The sequence below is a fragment of the Mesorhizobium neociceri genome, from assembly GCF_013520985.1.
GTDB lineage: Bacteria > Pseudomonadota > Alphaproteobacteria > Rhizobiales > Rhizobiaceae > Mesorhizobium > Mesorhizobium neociceri.
In genome coordinates, this window is the sequence record NZ_JACDTY010000044.1 from 1 (window position 1) to 15136 (window position 15136).

Genomic DNA, 15136 nt, shown 5'->3' on the forward strand with positions numbered 1-15136 from the left:
TGCGCGAACTCCACTATGTCACCCGTTATAATAACCCGCAGTGATCGCCCCGGCGTGCCGACTAACGGCTGACCGCCATACACGCATCAGGCGACTTCGGGAAAGGTGCCTTGGTGCACCGCTTACGCTACAGCTCGACAAGGCTCCCAGGAAAAGCCCTCGCGGATATTAATGGGAAACCAATGATCGCCCATGTCTGGCACAGGGCAATCGAAGCTGATGTGGGACCAGTTGTCGTCGCCTGCGGGGACCAGCAGATTGTTGACGTTGTTCGAGATCTGGGTGGCGAGGCTATCTTAACCGAGGCGGCTCTTCCAACGGGTTCGGATCGGGCTTTTGCAGCAGCGAGTTTGGTTGATACGGAAGGGAAATATGACGTGATCGTTGTTTTCCAGGGTGATTTGCCGACCATTGACCCTGCGACGGTGCGGACTACATTGACACCTTTGGCGCGAGAGGCAGATTGTGCGATCGCGACCCTCGCCACAGAGATTGATGACCCTCTGGAACTTCACGCCCCCCAAGTCGTAAAGATAGCTCTGGCCGTCCATCCGGGTGAGACAATCGGGCGTGCCGTGTACTTTAGCCGTGCAGCAATTCCCGCGGGCACCGGCAAACACTACCACCATATTGGCATGTATACCTATCGGCGGGAGGCTCTTGCGCGGTATGTCCACCTACCACGCGGCATTCTTGAACAGCTGGAGAGCTTGGAACAGCTCCGCGCCATCGAAGCTGGCATGCGAATCGATGCAGCGGTTATTCAAACCGAACCTTTCGGCGTCGATACGTTGGCTGACTTGGAGCGGGCAAGGACCCTTCTCGATCAATAACCGTGATCGATGGCGCTGATGCCAGGATCTTCCGGAACGGTATCAATCGAACCTTGCCGCGATCACACAGGCAGCACGAGATCGATAGCGACAATTCTAGGATCTTCCGCATATTTGGTGCAGGGGCCGGGATTCACGGGCGGTGCGAATGAGTCCATAGAGTCGGAATCGCAGTCGACGCCGGTGTGATTCGCCCGTGCTCCATGCCTTCCGCTCGCTGGTCTCGCTCGAGCTTTCGATTGTCCAAATTCTCCCACAGGCCGACAAGGTGGTGCTTTTAGCCCGGCCGAAGGCGACAGAATCGTGCCGTCCCTCCTGCGGCTGCCGAACCGGTCGCGTCCACAGCCACAACATGATTACATGCGCCGGATGGCTGATCTGCCGTGGCAGGGACCGCTAGTCGAAATCCGGCTTCACGCCAGGCGGTTCCCGTTGCGCCGATCCGCAAATCCGTCAGCGGATCTTTACGGAACGATTGCGGGAAACGGTGCAGCCGAAAGCGAGACGCACCGCCCGCCTCAGCGAGAGCCAGTTGGTGATCGGCTTGCGGTCGGCGGTGAAACCGGCTCGCGCCTGTCGCGCAAACTTGCCAGCCGGTAAGCGGCGACACGCTGCTGCGGATGATCCGCGCAGCGGGTTCGCGCCGCCGGACGCGCCGCGGGTGGTCGTCATCGACCACTGGGCCTGGCGCAAGGGGCAGCGTTACGGAACGATCATCTGCGATCTGTAGCGCAACTGCGTCCCTCGATCTGTTGCCGGACCGAAATGCCAAACACGGTCGCGTCATGGCTGAAACGTCATCCGAGTATCGAAGTCATCGCTTGCGATCGCGCCGGCGTTTACGCTGATGGCGCCCGTCGCGGTGCTCCCGATGCAACGCACCTTCTCTCTTGGCACGTGAGCGCCATGCCCAATGACCACGACGGTGAAATGGAGGCGCCGCGGAACTCACTGTCCCACCGCTCGGAGTTATTCGCTGCCTCATCTCGCATCCAAGTTTGATCGCCCCCATTTCCGCACCGCAGCGATCTGGTGCTCAAAATTGCCTGGATGTGATATTGTACCTACCAGCTCACCTTGGAAAGTTTTGTCGATGAGAAATGCGAAACCGGAGTATCCAGTATCTCCGGTTCTCTTTCTAAACTTTTTCGTGCCATCTCTAATGTCCCGATGCGAGACTTATCCCCTCATCCGACATCTCCGCCATTTTCGCGAAGCCGGCAGTTACCGAGCTGCGTATCTCATCCAGCCAACCCGGTCGCATCTCTGGTACTGACGACAACAACAAGCCGGTGTAGGCGTCGAAGGGCGGCATCAGCACTTTGCTTTTCGCACCGTAGCGCACCACTTCCCCGCGATACATCACCCCGATCGAATCGGCGATTGATCTCACGGTCGCAAAGTCGTGGGTAATGAAGAGGTAGGCGACCTTCTCGTGCTGCTGCAGGTTCAAGAGCAACTTAAGGATGCCGTTGGCCACCAGCGGGTCGAGCGCCGAGGTGACCTCGTCGCAAATGATCAGCTTCGGCTTGGCGGCAAGCGAACGGGCAATGCAGACGCGTTGCTTTTGGCCGCCGGAAAGCTCGGCCGGGTAGCGGTCGGAAAAGCCCTTGCCCATCTCGATCGCGTCGAGCAGTTCGGCGACGCGCTTGTCGCGTTCGCGCCCCTTGATGCCGAAATAGAGTTCCAATGGCCGGCCGATGATGGTGCCGACGGTCTGGCGCGGGTTCATCGCCACGTCGGCCATCTGGTAGATCATCTGCAACTGCCGCAGATCCTCCTTCGGCCGGTCCGCGAGCCGGTTGGCAAGCGGGCGTCCGTCGAAGGTGACGGTGCCCTGTTCGGGCGGCAACAGACCGGTGATGGCGCGCGCCAGCGTCGACTTGCCGGAACCGGACTCGCCGACCACAGCCAACGTCTGGCCCGGATAGATATCGACCGAGACGTTCTTCAGCACCTTAATGCAGCCGCCGCCATAAGCGGCCGTGACGTTTCTCACCGATAGTAACGGTGTGGCGCCCGGCTTCTGCTCGGCATGTTCGATATCGTGCATGGAGACTAGCGCTTTGGTGTATTCTTGGCGCGGCTCCTTGATGATCTGGCGAGTGCCGCCCCATTCGACCAGCCGGCCGTGGCGCAGCACCATGATCTCGTCCGAGACCTGGGCGACGACGGCAAGGTCGTGGGTGATGTAGAGCGCCGCCACATGCGTATCGCGGATGGCGTCCTTGATCGCCGCCAGCACGTCGATCTGGGTTGTCACGTCGAGCGCCGTCGTCGGCTCGTCGAAGACGATCAGGTCCGGTTCGGAGCAGAGCGCCATCGCCGTCATCACGCGCTGCAGCTGACCGCCCGAGACCTGGTGCGGAAAGCGCTCGCCAATGGTTTCGGGGTTGGGCAGGCTGAGCTTCTTGAACAGCGCGACGGCGCGCTTCTCGGCCTCGGCCCGCGTCGCCGTGCCGTGCAGCAGCGTCGCTTCGACCACCTGGTCCATCAGCCGGTGCGCCGGGTTGAAGGCCGCCGCCGCCGACTGCGCGACATAGCAGACCTCGCGGCCGCGCAGCTTGCGAAAACCTTCCTTGCCACCCTTGAGGATGTCGCGGCCGTTGAGGATAACCTCGCCGCCGGTGATACGCACACCACCACGGCCATAGCCCATCGACGACAGGCCGATGGTCGACTTGCCGGCACCGGACTCGCCGATCAGGCCGAGCACCTTGCCCTTCTCCAGCGTCAGCGAAACGTCGTGCACAAGCACGATGTTCTTCGGCGACTCGCCCGGCGGATAGACCGTGGCCTCGATCCGCAGGTTCCTGATGTCGAGCAGCGTGTCGCCGCCCTTCTTCACTACCTCGACCATCAGCCCCGCCCTCCCTTGAGGCTCGTCGTGCGGTTGAGGATCCAGTCGGCAACTAGGTTGACCGAGATCGCCAGCGCGGCGATCGCAGCGGCCGGAATGAGCGCGGCGGCTATGCCGAAAACGATACCGTCCTTGTTTTCCTTGACCATCCCGCCCCAGTCGGCATCCGGCGGCTGCACGCCGAGCCCGAGGAACGACAGCGTCGACAGGAACAGCACCGCATAGATGAAGCGCAGGCCGAGTTCCGAAACCAGTGGCGACAATGCGTTGGGCAGGATTTCGCGGAAGATGATCCAGCCGCTGCCTTCGCCGCGCAGCTTTGCCGCCTCGACATAGTCCATGACGTTGATATCGACGGCGACCGCCCGCGACAGGCGATAGACGCGGGTCGAATCGAGGATGCCCATCACCAGGATCAGCGTCACCAGGTTGGTCGGTAGCACGGACAGCACGACCAGGCCCATGATCAGCGTCGGGATCGACATCAGGAGATCGACGAGGCGCGACAGCAGCGTGTCGAACCAGCCACCGAACACCGCCGCCGAGAAGCCGAGGATGGCGCCGAGCGAGAACGACAGCACGGTGGCCAGCACGGCGATAAACAGGGTGATGCGGGCGCCGTAGATCATGCGCGACAAGAGATCGCGGCCGAGATTGTCGGTCCCAAGCAAATGGGCCGCCGACATCGGTTCCCAGACATCGCCGACGATTTCGCCATTGCCGTGCGGTGCGATCCAAGGTGCGAAGACCGCCGCCAGCACGAAGAGCGCGGTCAGGATTATGCCGATCAGCGCGGGGATGGGGATGCGTTTGATATCGAGCATATCCGCCCCCTCACTTTGGATGCCGCAGCCGCGGATTGGCGACGATCGCCGCAATGTCCGCGATGATGTTGAGGCCGACATAGACGGCGGCGAAGATCAGCCCGACCGCCTGCACGACGGGCACGTCGCGCTTGGTGACGTGGTCGACCAGGTATTGCCCCATGCCGGGATAGACGAAGATCACCTCGACGACGACAACGCCGACGATGAGGTAGGCGAGGTTGAGCATGACGACATTGATGATCGGCGCGATCGCGTTCGGAAAGGCATGCTTGCGGATGACCGCGAAGGCTGAAAGGCCCTTGAGTTCCGCGGTCTCGACGTAGGCCGACTGCATGACGTTAAGGATCGCCGCGCGCGTCATGCGCATCATATGGGCCAACACCGCCAGCGTCAGCGCGGCTGCCGGCAAGGCGATGGCCTGCATGCGTTCGCCGAAGGGCATGCCGTCATACACGGTCGAGATGGCAGGGAAGATCTGCCATTTCACGGCGAAAAAATAGACCAGCAGATAGCCAATGAAGAACTCCGGGAAGGAAGTCGAGGCAAGCGCCAGTCCGGAGATCAGCTTGTCGACCCAGCCATTGCGATAGCGCACCGCGATCAGGCCGAGGATGATCGCCAGCGGCACGGCGACGATCGCCGCCCAGAAGGCGAGGAACAGTGTATTCCACAGCCGTCCCTTGATCGATGTCGCAATGTCCTGCCCGCTCGACATCGCTGTGCCGAGATCGCCGGTGACAGCGCCGCCGAGCCAGTGGAAATACCTGACAAACGCTGGATCGTTGACACCGAGCTGCTCGCGCAGATTGGCGAGTGACTCCGGTGTCGCCGATTGTCCGAGAATGGCTTGCGCGACGTCGCCGGGCAGGATCTGGGTGCCGGCGAAAATCAGGACCGAAACGGCCAGCAGGAGGAGAAGGCCCAGCGCAACGCGCTGGGCCACCAGTCTTAAGACCAGATTCACCTGTTAGGCCTGCCAGCACAGGACGGCGGCCCTACCGTTCATCATGTCCATATTTGGGTTTTCCTGCCATCCAGCGACACGGTCGCTGCGGTGAGCCGTAATGAAGCTCTTGAACGTCGGGGTGATCAGTCCCCCCTGGTCTCGCAAGATTTGGTTGGCCTCACTATAGATCTCCTTGCGCTTGGCATTGTCGAGTTCGCCCCGCGCCTTCGAGATCAACGCGTCGAACTGTGGATCCTTGAAATGGGTATCGTTCCAGTTCGCCGAGGAGAGATAGACCGTGGAAAATATCTGGTCCTGCGTGGGCCGACCGCTCCACTCTCCGGCCGAGAAAGGCTCCTTGTTCCAGATTTGCTCATAGTAGCCGTCGCTCGGTTCGCGCTTGAGCTCGATCTTGATCCCGGCCTTCGCGGCGGTCTGCTGAAAGAGCTGCGCTGCGTCGACAGCCCCAGCGAAGGCGACATCCGAGGTCCTAAGCAGGATCGAGCCGTCATGGCCGGACTTTTTATAGTGGAACTTGGCTTTGTCCGGGTCGTAGGATCGTTGTGGAATGGAGTCGTCAAACAGAGGGTAAGACGCGTTGATGGGGGAGTCGTTGCCAATCGACCCGTAACCGGCCTGAATTTTGTTCAGCATCTGCTCGCGGTCGATCGCGAGCTTCAGCGCCATGCGGAGGTCATTGTTGTCGAAGGGGGCAGTGTCACAGAACATGTTGAAGCAGTTGTATGCGCGGCCAACTGATGACTCAACAATGATCTTAGGTGTCTGCTTGAGAAGGTTAGCTACGCGGGGCTCGACCAGGTTGACCATGTCAACTTGGCCAGATTGCAGGGCCGAGTTCCTTGCAGTCGAATCGTTTATCACCAAGATATTGACCGCGTCGAAATGGCCGACGCTTGCATCCCAATAGTTTTTAAATTTTTCCATCTGAACGCGTGCGCCTGGCTCGAAGCTATTCAGCTTATATGCGCCGCTGAATATCCCCGAATCCGGCTTTTCTATCCCTCCGCCAGGCTGGATTACCAAATGCCAATCGGACATCAAATAGGGCAAATCTGCATTGGGAGATTTCAGCGAAATAACAACGTTGCTACCATCCGTCTTCACATCGGCGATTTGCTGAAGGATGCCGAAGGCGCCCGACTTGGAATTCTTGTCGGAATGGCGCTGAATTGTCTTAACAATGTCGTCTGGCGTCATCGCCTTACCATTGTGAAACTCGACGCCCTTGCGAACTTTGAATGTCCAAGTGGCGGCATCGGGCGTACTTTCCCAGCTTTCGGCAAGAGCGGGCACCGCTTCGCCCTTCGGCGACACTTGGACCAAAGTCTCACCTAAAGTGTGGAGGTAAACGAGGGCGCCCCCGCTGGAAGCCAGTGCAGGGTCTAGGGATTCAGTTGTGCTTCCGCTGAGCCCCATTGTTAGGGTGCCACCTTTGTTTGGCGCGGCCGCCCTTGCGCCGGTGCCGAACATACTATTTGCCGCGGCAGTGGCGAGACCTAGAGCCATGGTCCGTTGGAGGAAGCCCCGACGGCTATACCCGACTTCTCCGTCGAATTCTGCGACATGACTGAAACTATCGTTTTTCATTGCGTTTCCCCTGAGGTTTCTTTTGTAGTTATGACGTAATTCTCAGTTGAGCAATTTCAGGCTCTCTGCCGCTTTGATGGGGGTTGCTCAACCATGGTACGAGCTACTGCGCATGACCCAAAGAACGTCCTCCGACAGCACTTTATATTCCTATGCTGCTGTTCGGCGGCACCCCAGCGCACGAACTTATCGTCGGAGCAATAGCGCTCAAATGGAAGCACGTTCCAATTAGATCACCGTTTCAAATAAGCGTCAAGTGGAGATGGTGAGCTTGCACAGGGCAATCGCTTCACGTTAAGGTCACCCGCTCGGATCGCGCGGATGGGGGATCTCGGCGGCCAGCCTGTCGGCTAAATTAGTTGCACGCGTTGCTCGGCCGCGGCCAAAGCATGACGTCACCTTCCGAGCTGATGCCTCCGCGTCGAACGCAGCTGTGATCTTGTCCAACGGCTGGAAAAGAGAGCCAGCCTCTCAGACGCAACGTCATGCCTCTAAGTGCTCGGGCTAGCCCGAGCACTTAGAGGCATGACGTCGGGCTAATTCTTCCACTGGCCATTCGTCAATAAGGTTCTTGAGAGGAAAGTCGACTCGGTCGCCCTCGATCATAGAAAGGTAGGCGCCCAGGTTGAGTTCGGCCGTGCCCGCCACGTGATTGAAGCCGAGCGGCGCGGGCTTTCCCGTGTTGATCCAGTCCCGCAGATCTGCGAACATTGCCGACCAGGCGAGGCTGTCCGCAGCCTCATAGTTCTCCTCCCGCGCTCCGGAGGAGGAGTACACTCTGAGCTTGTCTTCGGCGATGACTAAGATCGCGCCGCGGCTGCCGGTAAGCGCCATTGTTACGCCGTCATTGAGATAATTGATGCCGGTCTCGAGAACCGCTCGGCCGCCACCGGGGAACTCCATATAAGCAACCGCGTGATCCTCCATCGCGTGGCCATAGGCTCTGTGATTTGTCACGCGTGCCTGGGCCAGCACCCATTCTGGCATATTGTCATCGTGAAAGAAGCGAAACATGTCGAACCAGTGCGAGCCCCATTCGCTCAAATCCCACCTGTCGCCAATCGCGGCGGCTACAGTCACGCGGTCCCCGATCTCGCCTGAGGCGAAGATGTCCCTGGCACGGGCGAACGCTTTGAAATAGCGCCGATAGTGAGGGACAATGATTTTAGTGCCCGACGCGGCGATTAGCGCTCGCAACTCCTTGAGTTCACCTGGTGAGGAGACGAACGGCTTCTCACACACGATGCCTCTGACGCCAGCAGCCACACACGCTTTGATCATGCGGAAGTGGAATCCGACGTATGTGCAAATGCTGACCACATCGGGCTTGGTATTGTGGAGCATTTGCTCGATGCTTGAGTAGCCAATGACATCAAACTTCTCTCTGAAGTTCTTTAGATGGCCGGCATCGATATCGGCCGCCGCGACCAATTCGAAACCTGGCGTGCTGCCATATGTGCGAGCGTGGCGGTAGCCGATACCCATTCCTTCGGCCCGGCCAACACCGACAATGGCAGCACGAAGGGCTTCAACCTGTTTCATACTAAATACCTTTCGAACGGGCGTCGACAGCTTCAGCGAAGCGCAGCAAAGGCGAGAAACTCGCGCTCGATGCTCACCGGGTCGGGCCAGCCGTCGTGCACGACGATGCGATACTTGAGGTTGAGCCTAGCGTTGGGCGCCAGTTCCAGCTTTTCGTCTCGCACAAAGCTGGGATTGACGTAGCCAAATTTCTCGGCGTCAGAGAAGACGTAAACCGGCGAAGGGTGCCTGGGATTGGAGGGATGATCGAGGATGGCGAGGCCGGCTACGACATCAATGTCACCGTCCGCTACGCCACTGAGGTCGATCCAGCGCGCCTTGGCTCCGCTGGTGGTTTCGCCAGTCGCGCCTTCGCTATTGAGCGTCCGGAACTGGCGGAGCGAACGAGCCGCCCGCCACCCCAAGCCTGAATAGCCGCCCCACGGAGTCTCGTTCGTTATGGGCGTGGCGCTGAGAATGACGGCTTCAGTGCCGACCGTGAAATCCAGATCCCAGTCGATCGTGTAGTGATTGTCCTTAGGCACACAGATGCGAACAAGGCGGCGCTCGCGGATGACACTAGAGCCGGCCGGAGAAATATAGTCGATCGAGGTCATCACCTCCGCCTGGTCTGGACTTAATCTGGCAACTTCGTCCCTAGCCACCCGCGTGCGCCCCTCACTGAGGAGGCGGATTTCATCCTCTGTCCTGACGGGCTCCTCCTCCCAATAATTGACGCCGTTGATGTATTTCCAGGAGAACCACACCCCGCGGTGCCAGACATGATCAGACGGCTGGGAGACTGTGAGCGGCACGCCGTCGACAGTGCTCAAAGGATGGATGAACGGTTTTGCACCATCAACGTTGGCAAAGCTATAGGTGGCGAGTGGCTCATCACAGAAGCTCAGGCTGAGCTTGTGGCCGGGATGATAGTCCCAATGGTAATTTCTTGACATAGTCGCTCGGGCTCGGTGAGGTTGACTTGCTAAAATGGAGGATCGAAGCATCGGTGGCCTAAGGCTGTTCGACTGATTAGCGAGACGTGGGTCATCCGTCGTCTAGTCGCCCTCGGTACCGCGCGACGGATCACCCGACAACCTAGGTTTTGTTTCATGTTCTACCCAGCACTTTCCAGCAGCTTCAGTGGAACCCCAACTGATATGGAACTCTACTATCTTTAACTGACACCCAACTCCTTGAGAAATTCGTGGCTTCGGAGGACATTGTCGTCGCCGGCTATCTCGAGTGTCGAGTGTTCGGCCGGGCTGTTCTTGACCACGTCGTAGACGCCTTTGATGTCGACAACTCCTGCTCCCAACGGAATGATTGCCATACCGCAACCGAAGATTGTGCCGCGCTTATCGGACCAGTCGCGGGGCATATCCTTCCAGTGCACGTGCCAGATACGGCTCCGGAATACTTTTGCCATTTCGACTGGGTCGGTGCCTGCGAGCCAAGAGTTACCTGTATCGAGATTAACGCCAACAGTATCCGGGTGCCCTAGACGGTCGAGCACCGCGCCCAAACCTTCAATCGTACCGGTTACAGGACCGTGCGGCTCTAGCAGCAGCTTCACGCCCATAGCCTCAGCAAGACGAACCGGCTCGTAGAGCTTCTCGGCGATGACGAAAACTTGCTCGTCCCGCGTCAGACCTCGCCCCCAATCTGTCTTCGGCTCACCTTCTGTGGTGATCACATCGCGGACTTTCATGCCCGCCGCAAGGCGCACCGCTTTTGAAACCTCTGCGTTGCCGTACCGAGACGGTGCCGAAGCGTCCAGCAGATTGGCGTGGGCGCACACGCTTGTGACCGTCAGGCCATGACGGGCGAACATATCGTTGAGGTCGCGTGGATTGTCATCGAGACTGGCGGTTGCACTGAAGCCGAATTCACGCCCAAGCAATCCACCAGGATGATTATCGGTCACGTCGGCATATTTGAATCCGAGGGCGGAAATATGCTCGAGCTGATGCTCAAGCGGCGAGAAGGGGGCAACGAGGGCGAAGCAGCCGACTTTCATGTCTTTCCTCCAAGTTTTGCTGGGTTGAGCCGCAGCAGCGCGAGACAAAAGGTGCCTCAAACCTTTCATAACTCGACCACGACCGCAGGATCGGCCCCAGGCAAGAGAACGATGGGCGTCTTTTAGAACGCTCTCTCATCTGGAATAGTGTTCCATTCTTTATTTCTTTTTGGCGTCTGATGTCAATTCGCGAAAACAGAATGTTGGACAAATCCGCTAAATTCTGAGGGGCGCGCCCAAGCGGTTGGGAGAGCCTCGAGCTTTTTGGTCGGATCAGCACGAATAGATTTCCTTGCTTTGCAGCCTGGCGTGACCCAGCCAGAGCGGCACTTTCCGAACGTCGCGGGCCGCCACGCGAATTGCCTCGCTCCTGGCTTTGATTGCGCGTCGTGAGCCAGGCGCCGTGGTCGGACGCGGCCTTGCTAGTGCGGGTTCGCGACTGGGTTCTTCCACGGACCGAGCAACGTGGACCGATCCGAGCGTGGATCGTCGATGACACGGCTTTCCAAAGAAGGGTAAGCACTCGGTAGGCGCGCCAGTATTGCGGCCCGTCGGGCAAGCAGGACAACTGGGAGGCCAATATGGCGGCATGGACGCCATCGCCGATCATTCGTCGCTCGACTACCAGACCCCGGCAGCCTATGCCGAGGTCATCACCGCAACTGGCTCCGATGCTGTGCTGATCGAAGGCTCCGCGCCTCCGCCGGTTGCTCAACCCGCGCTAGACGGCGTAACAGAAATGGTCGCGGCTCTAATCGCGACTGGATGGCTGTTCAGTGGCATGTATGGACGGCCTCCGCGTGGCAAGGGTTTTCTGACATTGATGGCAGGTCGGTCGGGTGCAGGCATGTATTCGGCCTTAGAGTGCGGCCTGTTCATGGCCGCTGGCCCTAATGAAAGTCCGCGGATCGGATCCCAGACAGGTCAACGCGCTTTTTGCGCGGCACCACTGAGCGGGTTTGTCCGATCCTGGTTCGACCGTTCACCATCACACCATCAGCACCTCAACAATCTCTGCGTATCCCTTGCGACTACGTCACGCTGCCGGCGAAGTTGCGAAGCGCTTGCCCGTAGTCATCAGCGCCCAGACGATCCGCGCCATCTTGTTCGCAAGAGCAACGGCGACGACATCATAGGGCTTCTTCGTCAGAAGCTCGGCAGCCCAGCGGGTAGGCGCTGTTTTGGCCTTGTGGCTGAATCTGAGGACGGCATGTGCGCCAACGACAAGCAGTCGACGGATATAGGGATCGCCCTGTTTGCTGATCCGGCCGAGCCTATCCTTTCCTCCGGACGAGTTCTGTCGCGGCACGAGGCCAAGCCAAGCCGGGAGTTGCCGGCCGGATTTGAACAGGGAGGCGTCTGTCACGGTTGCAACGATCGCGCTGGCGGTGATTGGACCGATGCCGGGGATCGTTTCCAGTCGCCGGCTCAGTTCATTCGAGCGGTGCCATGCGTGAATCTGATGATCGAGCTCACGGACCTTCTCATGCGCCGCCCGTAGCTGCTCGACCAAAGGAACAAGCGCATCTCGGGCAAGCGGCGGGATAAGCTCGTTATTCTCGTCTTCGGCGAGCCCGATCAGCATCCCGACGCCGGCAATGCCCGGGCGCGTCACAATCCCGAACTCGGCCAGGTGGCCGCGAGCGCGTTCACCAGCATGGTCCGCTGTCGGACCAAAAGCTCACGAACTCGCTGCAACATCAGCACACTTTGCTGTTCCTCGCTCTTCACCGGAACGAAGCGCATCGACGGCCGCCTCGCAGATCGCCTCCGCGTGCGCGCCCCGGTGCGAAGCACATCCGTCAGTGGATCATCAAACTCGTTGGGCTGACGAAGACGCATTTGTAGTCTCATTCATGGCGTATCGCTCTCCTTGGGAGGTTCTGGCAGGTTTCATCAGCCGCCTCGACACGCCGCTCTCCTCAAACCGTCATCACAGTTTCCGCCATAGCTCATCACGAAGCAGCACCTAACAAATCCTACTAGATGTTTGATCCCATGCTTTGATGGTGCATCCTTATCGTCTTCAAGGGATGTACTATGGGCCAGGTTCTACATGGGAGCGCCACGACGACAGAGACGGTCCGTCGAGCGATACAGCATAGTCAGCCTGAGGGCGCTGGCGAAACGCTACGGTATCAATCAGAAGACCGTCGCCAAATGGCGGGAGCGGACCTCGGTGACCGATCTGCCGACCGGTCCGAGAGAGCCGAGATCGACGGTTCTGTCTGTCGAGGAAGAGGCCGTCATCGTCGCCTTCCGCCGGTACACGCTGCTGCCGCTGGACGATTGCCTCTATGCCTTGCAGCCGACGATCCCGAACCTGACGCGTTCGTCCTTGCACCGCTGCCGGCAGCGCCATGGCATCGGCCGGCTGACGGATGTCGAAGGCGACAAGCCGGCAAGGAAGAAGTTCGGCGCGGTGGTGCTGCTGGACAGCACTGTGACCTCGGCACTCATGCACAGCCGAGTGACAGCAGCCTGCTTTGGGATGCGGTGCGGGTCATGGCGCGCCTTCTGAAGCGAGCTGATGTATTGGCCACCAAGCATGGCTGGCGCGCAGCCAAGAAGCGGGCTCGCAAAATCCAGTTCACGCGGTCGACCCAACCGGGGCCAACTCTACCGCGAGCTGATCGCAATCACCCGTGCGACCTTGGCCTATAGCCCTGTGGCAGATCCAGGTTCGCCATTATCGGCCGCTGGTCAAACGGATCATCAGACAGAGCGAGCGGCGGGGCCGGCGAGCCTGGCCCGCCGGCGAGAAGTTGGTCAGTCTGTTCGAAGAGCATGCCGATATCATCGTCAAAGGCAGCCGCGATACCGAATACGGCCACAAGCTCAACCTCCCCACCGGCAGGAGCGGCATGATCCTCGATTTGATGATCGAAGCAGGCAACCCAGCTGACAGCGACCGATTGCTGTCGATGCTGTTGCGCCACATCGCCCTCTATGGTCAGGCACCACGCAGGCGGCCGCCGACGGTGGCTTCGCCACTCGCGCCAACCTGGCCACGGCGAAGGTGGGGCGTTTTTGGCCTTCCACCAGAAAGCTGGCCTGAGGATCGAGGACATGGTCAGAAGCAAGTGGGTCTATCGCAAGCTGCGCAACTTCCGCGCCGGCATCGAGGCCGGCATTTCATGCCTCAAGCGTGCTTACGGTTTGGCGCGTTGCACTTGGCGCGGCCTCGATCACTTTCATGACCTATGTCTGGTCCTCGGTCGTGGCCTACAACCTCGTCATCTTCATCCGCCTCAAGCCGACCTGAACTGCCTCCCCGGTATCGCGGTTGCGCTGCCGACCTATGCCGGCCGCCACCGAGTGCCCTTTATCGCGCCGATGACACCATTTTGGCGACAAACAGCGCTATTCGACCCGACCATGCTCGTCAAAGGCGCTTTCGATCGCGCGCAACTCATCGTAAACGCACTGAAATACGCACGTTTGTGGACGGAAACTAGCTAATCGCGTCCTGCGAGCAAAATCATTTATCGGCGTTTTGTCTGAGTGGCCATAACTCTCCTAGTTTGGCAGCGGTTGATACGACCGCCGATGCTATCTTTTCCTGCCGTTCCGCTGTAAGGCGCGAACTCGGGCCCGCAACGCTAACCGTGCCAACCGTTTTGACACCCGCCAAAATAATTGGCGCAGCAATCGCAACCACGCCGGGCTCTGCTTCTTCTTTGGAAATCGCCCAGCCTCTATTTCGGGCTTTCTTCAATTCCTCAACAAACTCTTCTACCCGCACGGCAGATCGGTCCGGTCGCTTGGCGCTGTCATGAATGGCGATGCGAACTGCATCCGTCTGGTCCAGCGTCGATAGATAGGCCTTACCATTTGCAGTATTTGCCAATTGAACCTTTGCTACCAATTCGGGTTGATATTTCAAGCCATTTCGGGCGCCTTGAACCTGTGAAATCCAGGTGAGGGTCTCACCTTGCACGACCGCCATGCGAACGAGTTCTGAGCTTTCTGCAGCCAATTGCTCCAATGCAGGCTGGCAAACATCAGTCAGGTGGGTCGCGCTTAGAAACCGTTGACCAAAAATGGCAAGCTTGAGTGTGAGTTTATAAAAACCAGTGACAGGCTCCTGCTCCACCCAACCGGTTTCACTCAAAATGTTGAGCATTCGATGGGCTGCGCTCTTTTGAAGGTCGAGCTTCTCGGCAATTTCACCGAGACGCATCGCTGCCGCCTCATTCGCTAATAGCTCAATTACGGCAAAGCAACGCTCCACAAGGGAATTCACCACTCGCACCATGCACCTCCTAAGGATCGTTCCAAAAATAATAACATTCTATCAGCCGCAGAAGTGGATCGGTCAAGGGTATTCCGAGGTTTGCGAGAGGTTTGCGCAAACCGTAGGCTTGCAGCTGCGGACGCATCGATAGCAGTACCGTAAGCGGTGCACCAAGGCACCTTTCCCGAAGTCGCCTGATGCGTGTATGGCGGTCAGCCGTTAGTCGGCACGCCGGGGCGATCACTGCGGGTTATTATAACGGGTGACATAGTGGAGTTCGCGCA

General features: G+C 59.0%; 11 protein-coding genes and 3 pseudogenes. 4 read left to right on the forward strand and 10 right to left on the reverse strand.

Going from position 1 to position 15136, the window contains the following annotated elements:
* The first annotated feature begins 110 nt into the window (after positions 1-110).
* The gene (locus H0241_RS34980; protein ID WP_181062249.1) at positions 111-833 is read left to right on the forward strand and encodes a 3-deoxy-manno-octulosonate cytidylyltransferase; all 723 of its coding nucleotides are present in this window, start codon (positions 111-113) and stop codon (positions 831-833) included.
* A gap of 453 nt (positions 834-1286) precedes the next feature.
* Here H0241_RS34980 and H0241_RS34985 read toward each other — a convergent pair whose 3' ends face one another.
* From H0241_RS34985 to H0241_RS35020, 8 genes are all read right to left on the reverse strand, one after another.
* The gene (locus H0241_RS34985; RefSeq protein WP_181062250.1) at positions 1287-1505 is read right to left on the reverse strand and encodes a hypothetical protein; all 219 of its coding nucleotides are present in this window, start codon (positions 1503-1505) and stop codon (positions 1287-1289) included.
* A gap of 487 nt (positions 1506-1992) precedes the next feature.
* Entirely contained in the window at positions 1993-3693 is a 1701-nt protein-coding gene (locus H0241_RS34990) for an ABC transporter ATP-binding protein (protein ID WP_235984629.1), read from the reverse strand.
* Positions 3693-4517: an ABC transporter permease gene (locus H0241_RS34995; protein ID WP_181062251.1), complete on the reverse strand. Its 825-nt coding sequence runs from the start codon at positions 4515-4517 to the stop codon at positions 3693-3695. Before H0241_RS34995 ends, H0241_RS34990 begins: the two co-directional genes overlap by 1 nt.
* Positions 4518-4527: 10 nt before the next feature.
* Positions 4528-5484 carry an ABC transporter permease gene (locus H0241_RS35000; RefSeq protein WP_181062252.1) on the reverse strand — a complete coding sequence of 319 codons (957 nt, stop codon included), beginning with the start codon at positions 5482-5484 and terminating at the stop codon, positions 4528-4530.
* 3 nt (positions 5485-5487) lie between these two features.
* Positions 5488-7074 carry an ABC transporter substrate-binding protein gene (locus tag H0241_RS35005; RefSeq protein ID WP_181062253.1) on the reverse strand — a complete coding sequence of 529 codons (1587 nt, stop codon included), beginning with the start codon at positions 7072-7074 and terminating at the stop codon, positions 5488-5490.
* Positions 7075-7578: 504 nt separating this feature from the next.
* Positions 7579-8616: a Gfo/Idh/MocA family protein gene (locus H0241_RS35010; RefSeq protein WP_181062254.1), complete on the reverse strand. Its 1038-nt coding sequence runs from the start codon at positions 8614-8616 to the stop codon at positions 7579-7581.
* 32 nt (positions 8617-8648) lie between these two features.
* On the reverse strand, positions 8649-9551 hold the full coding sequence (locus tag H0241_RS35015; RefSeq protein WP_181062255.1) for a DUF6807 domain-containing protein: 903 nt from the start codon (positions 9549-9551) through the stop codon (positions 8649-8651).
* Between the two features lie 221 nt (positions 9552-9772).
* The gene (locus H0241_RS35020; RefSeq protein WP_181062256.1) at positions 9773-10615 is read right to left on the reverse strand and encodes a sugar phosphate isomerase/epimerase family protein; all 843 of its coding nucleotides are present in this window, start codon (positions 10613-10615) and stop codon (positions 9773-9775) included.
* Positions 10616-11004: 389 nt separating this feature from the next.
* Here H0241_RS35020 and H0241_RS35025 point away from each other — a divergent pair, with 389 nt between their 5' ends.
* Positions 11005-11145: a transposase gene (locus H0241_RS35025; protein WP_181062257.1), complete on the forward strand. Its 141-nt coding sequence runs from the start codon at positions 11005-11007 to the stop codon at positions 11143-11145.
* A gap of 77 nt (positions 11146-11222) precedes the next feature.
* Positions 11223-11381: pseudogene (locus H0241_RS36025) on the forward strand (IS3 family transposase); the annotation flags it as partial.
* Positions 11382-11651: 270 nt separating this feature from the next.
* On the opposite strand, the pseudogene H0241_RS35030 reads toward H0241_RS36025, so the two are convergent.
* Positions 11652-12370 (reverse strand): annotated as a pseudogene (locus H0241_RS35030) (IS110 family RNA-guided transposase); the annotation flags it as partial.
* A 285-nt stretch (positions 12371-12655) separates the two neighbouring features.
* Here H0241_RS35030 and H0241_RS35040 point away from each other — a divergent pair.
* Positions 12656-13880: pseudogene (locus H0241_RS35040) on the forward strand (transposase).
* Between the two features lie 216 nt (positions 13881-14096).
* On the opposite strand, the gene H0241_RS35045 reads toward H0241_RS35040, so the two are convergent.
* Positions 14097-14873 (reverse strand): IclR family transcriptional regulator, encoded by a 777-nt coding sequence (locus tag H0241_RS35045; protein ID WP_181062258.1) that lies wholly within the window; start codon positions 14871-14873, stop codon positions 14097-14099.
* Positions 14874-15136 lie beyond the last annotated feature (263 nt).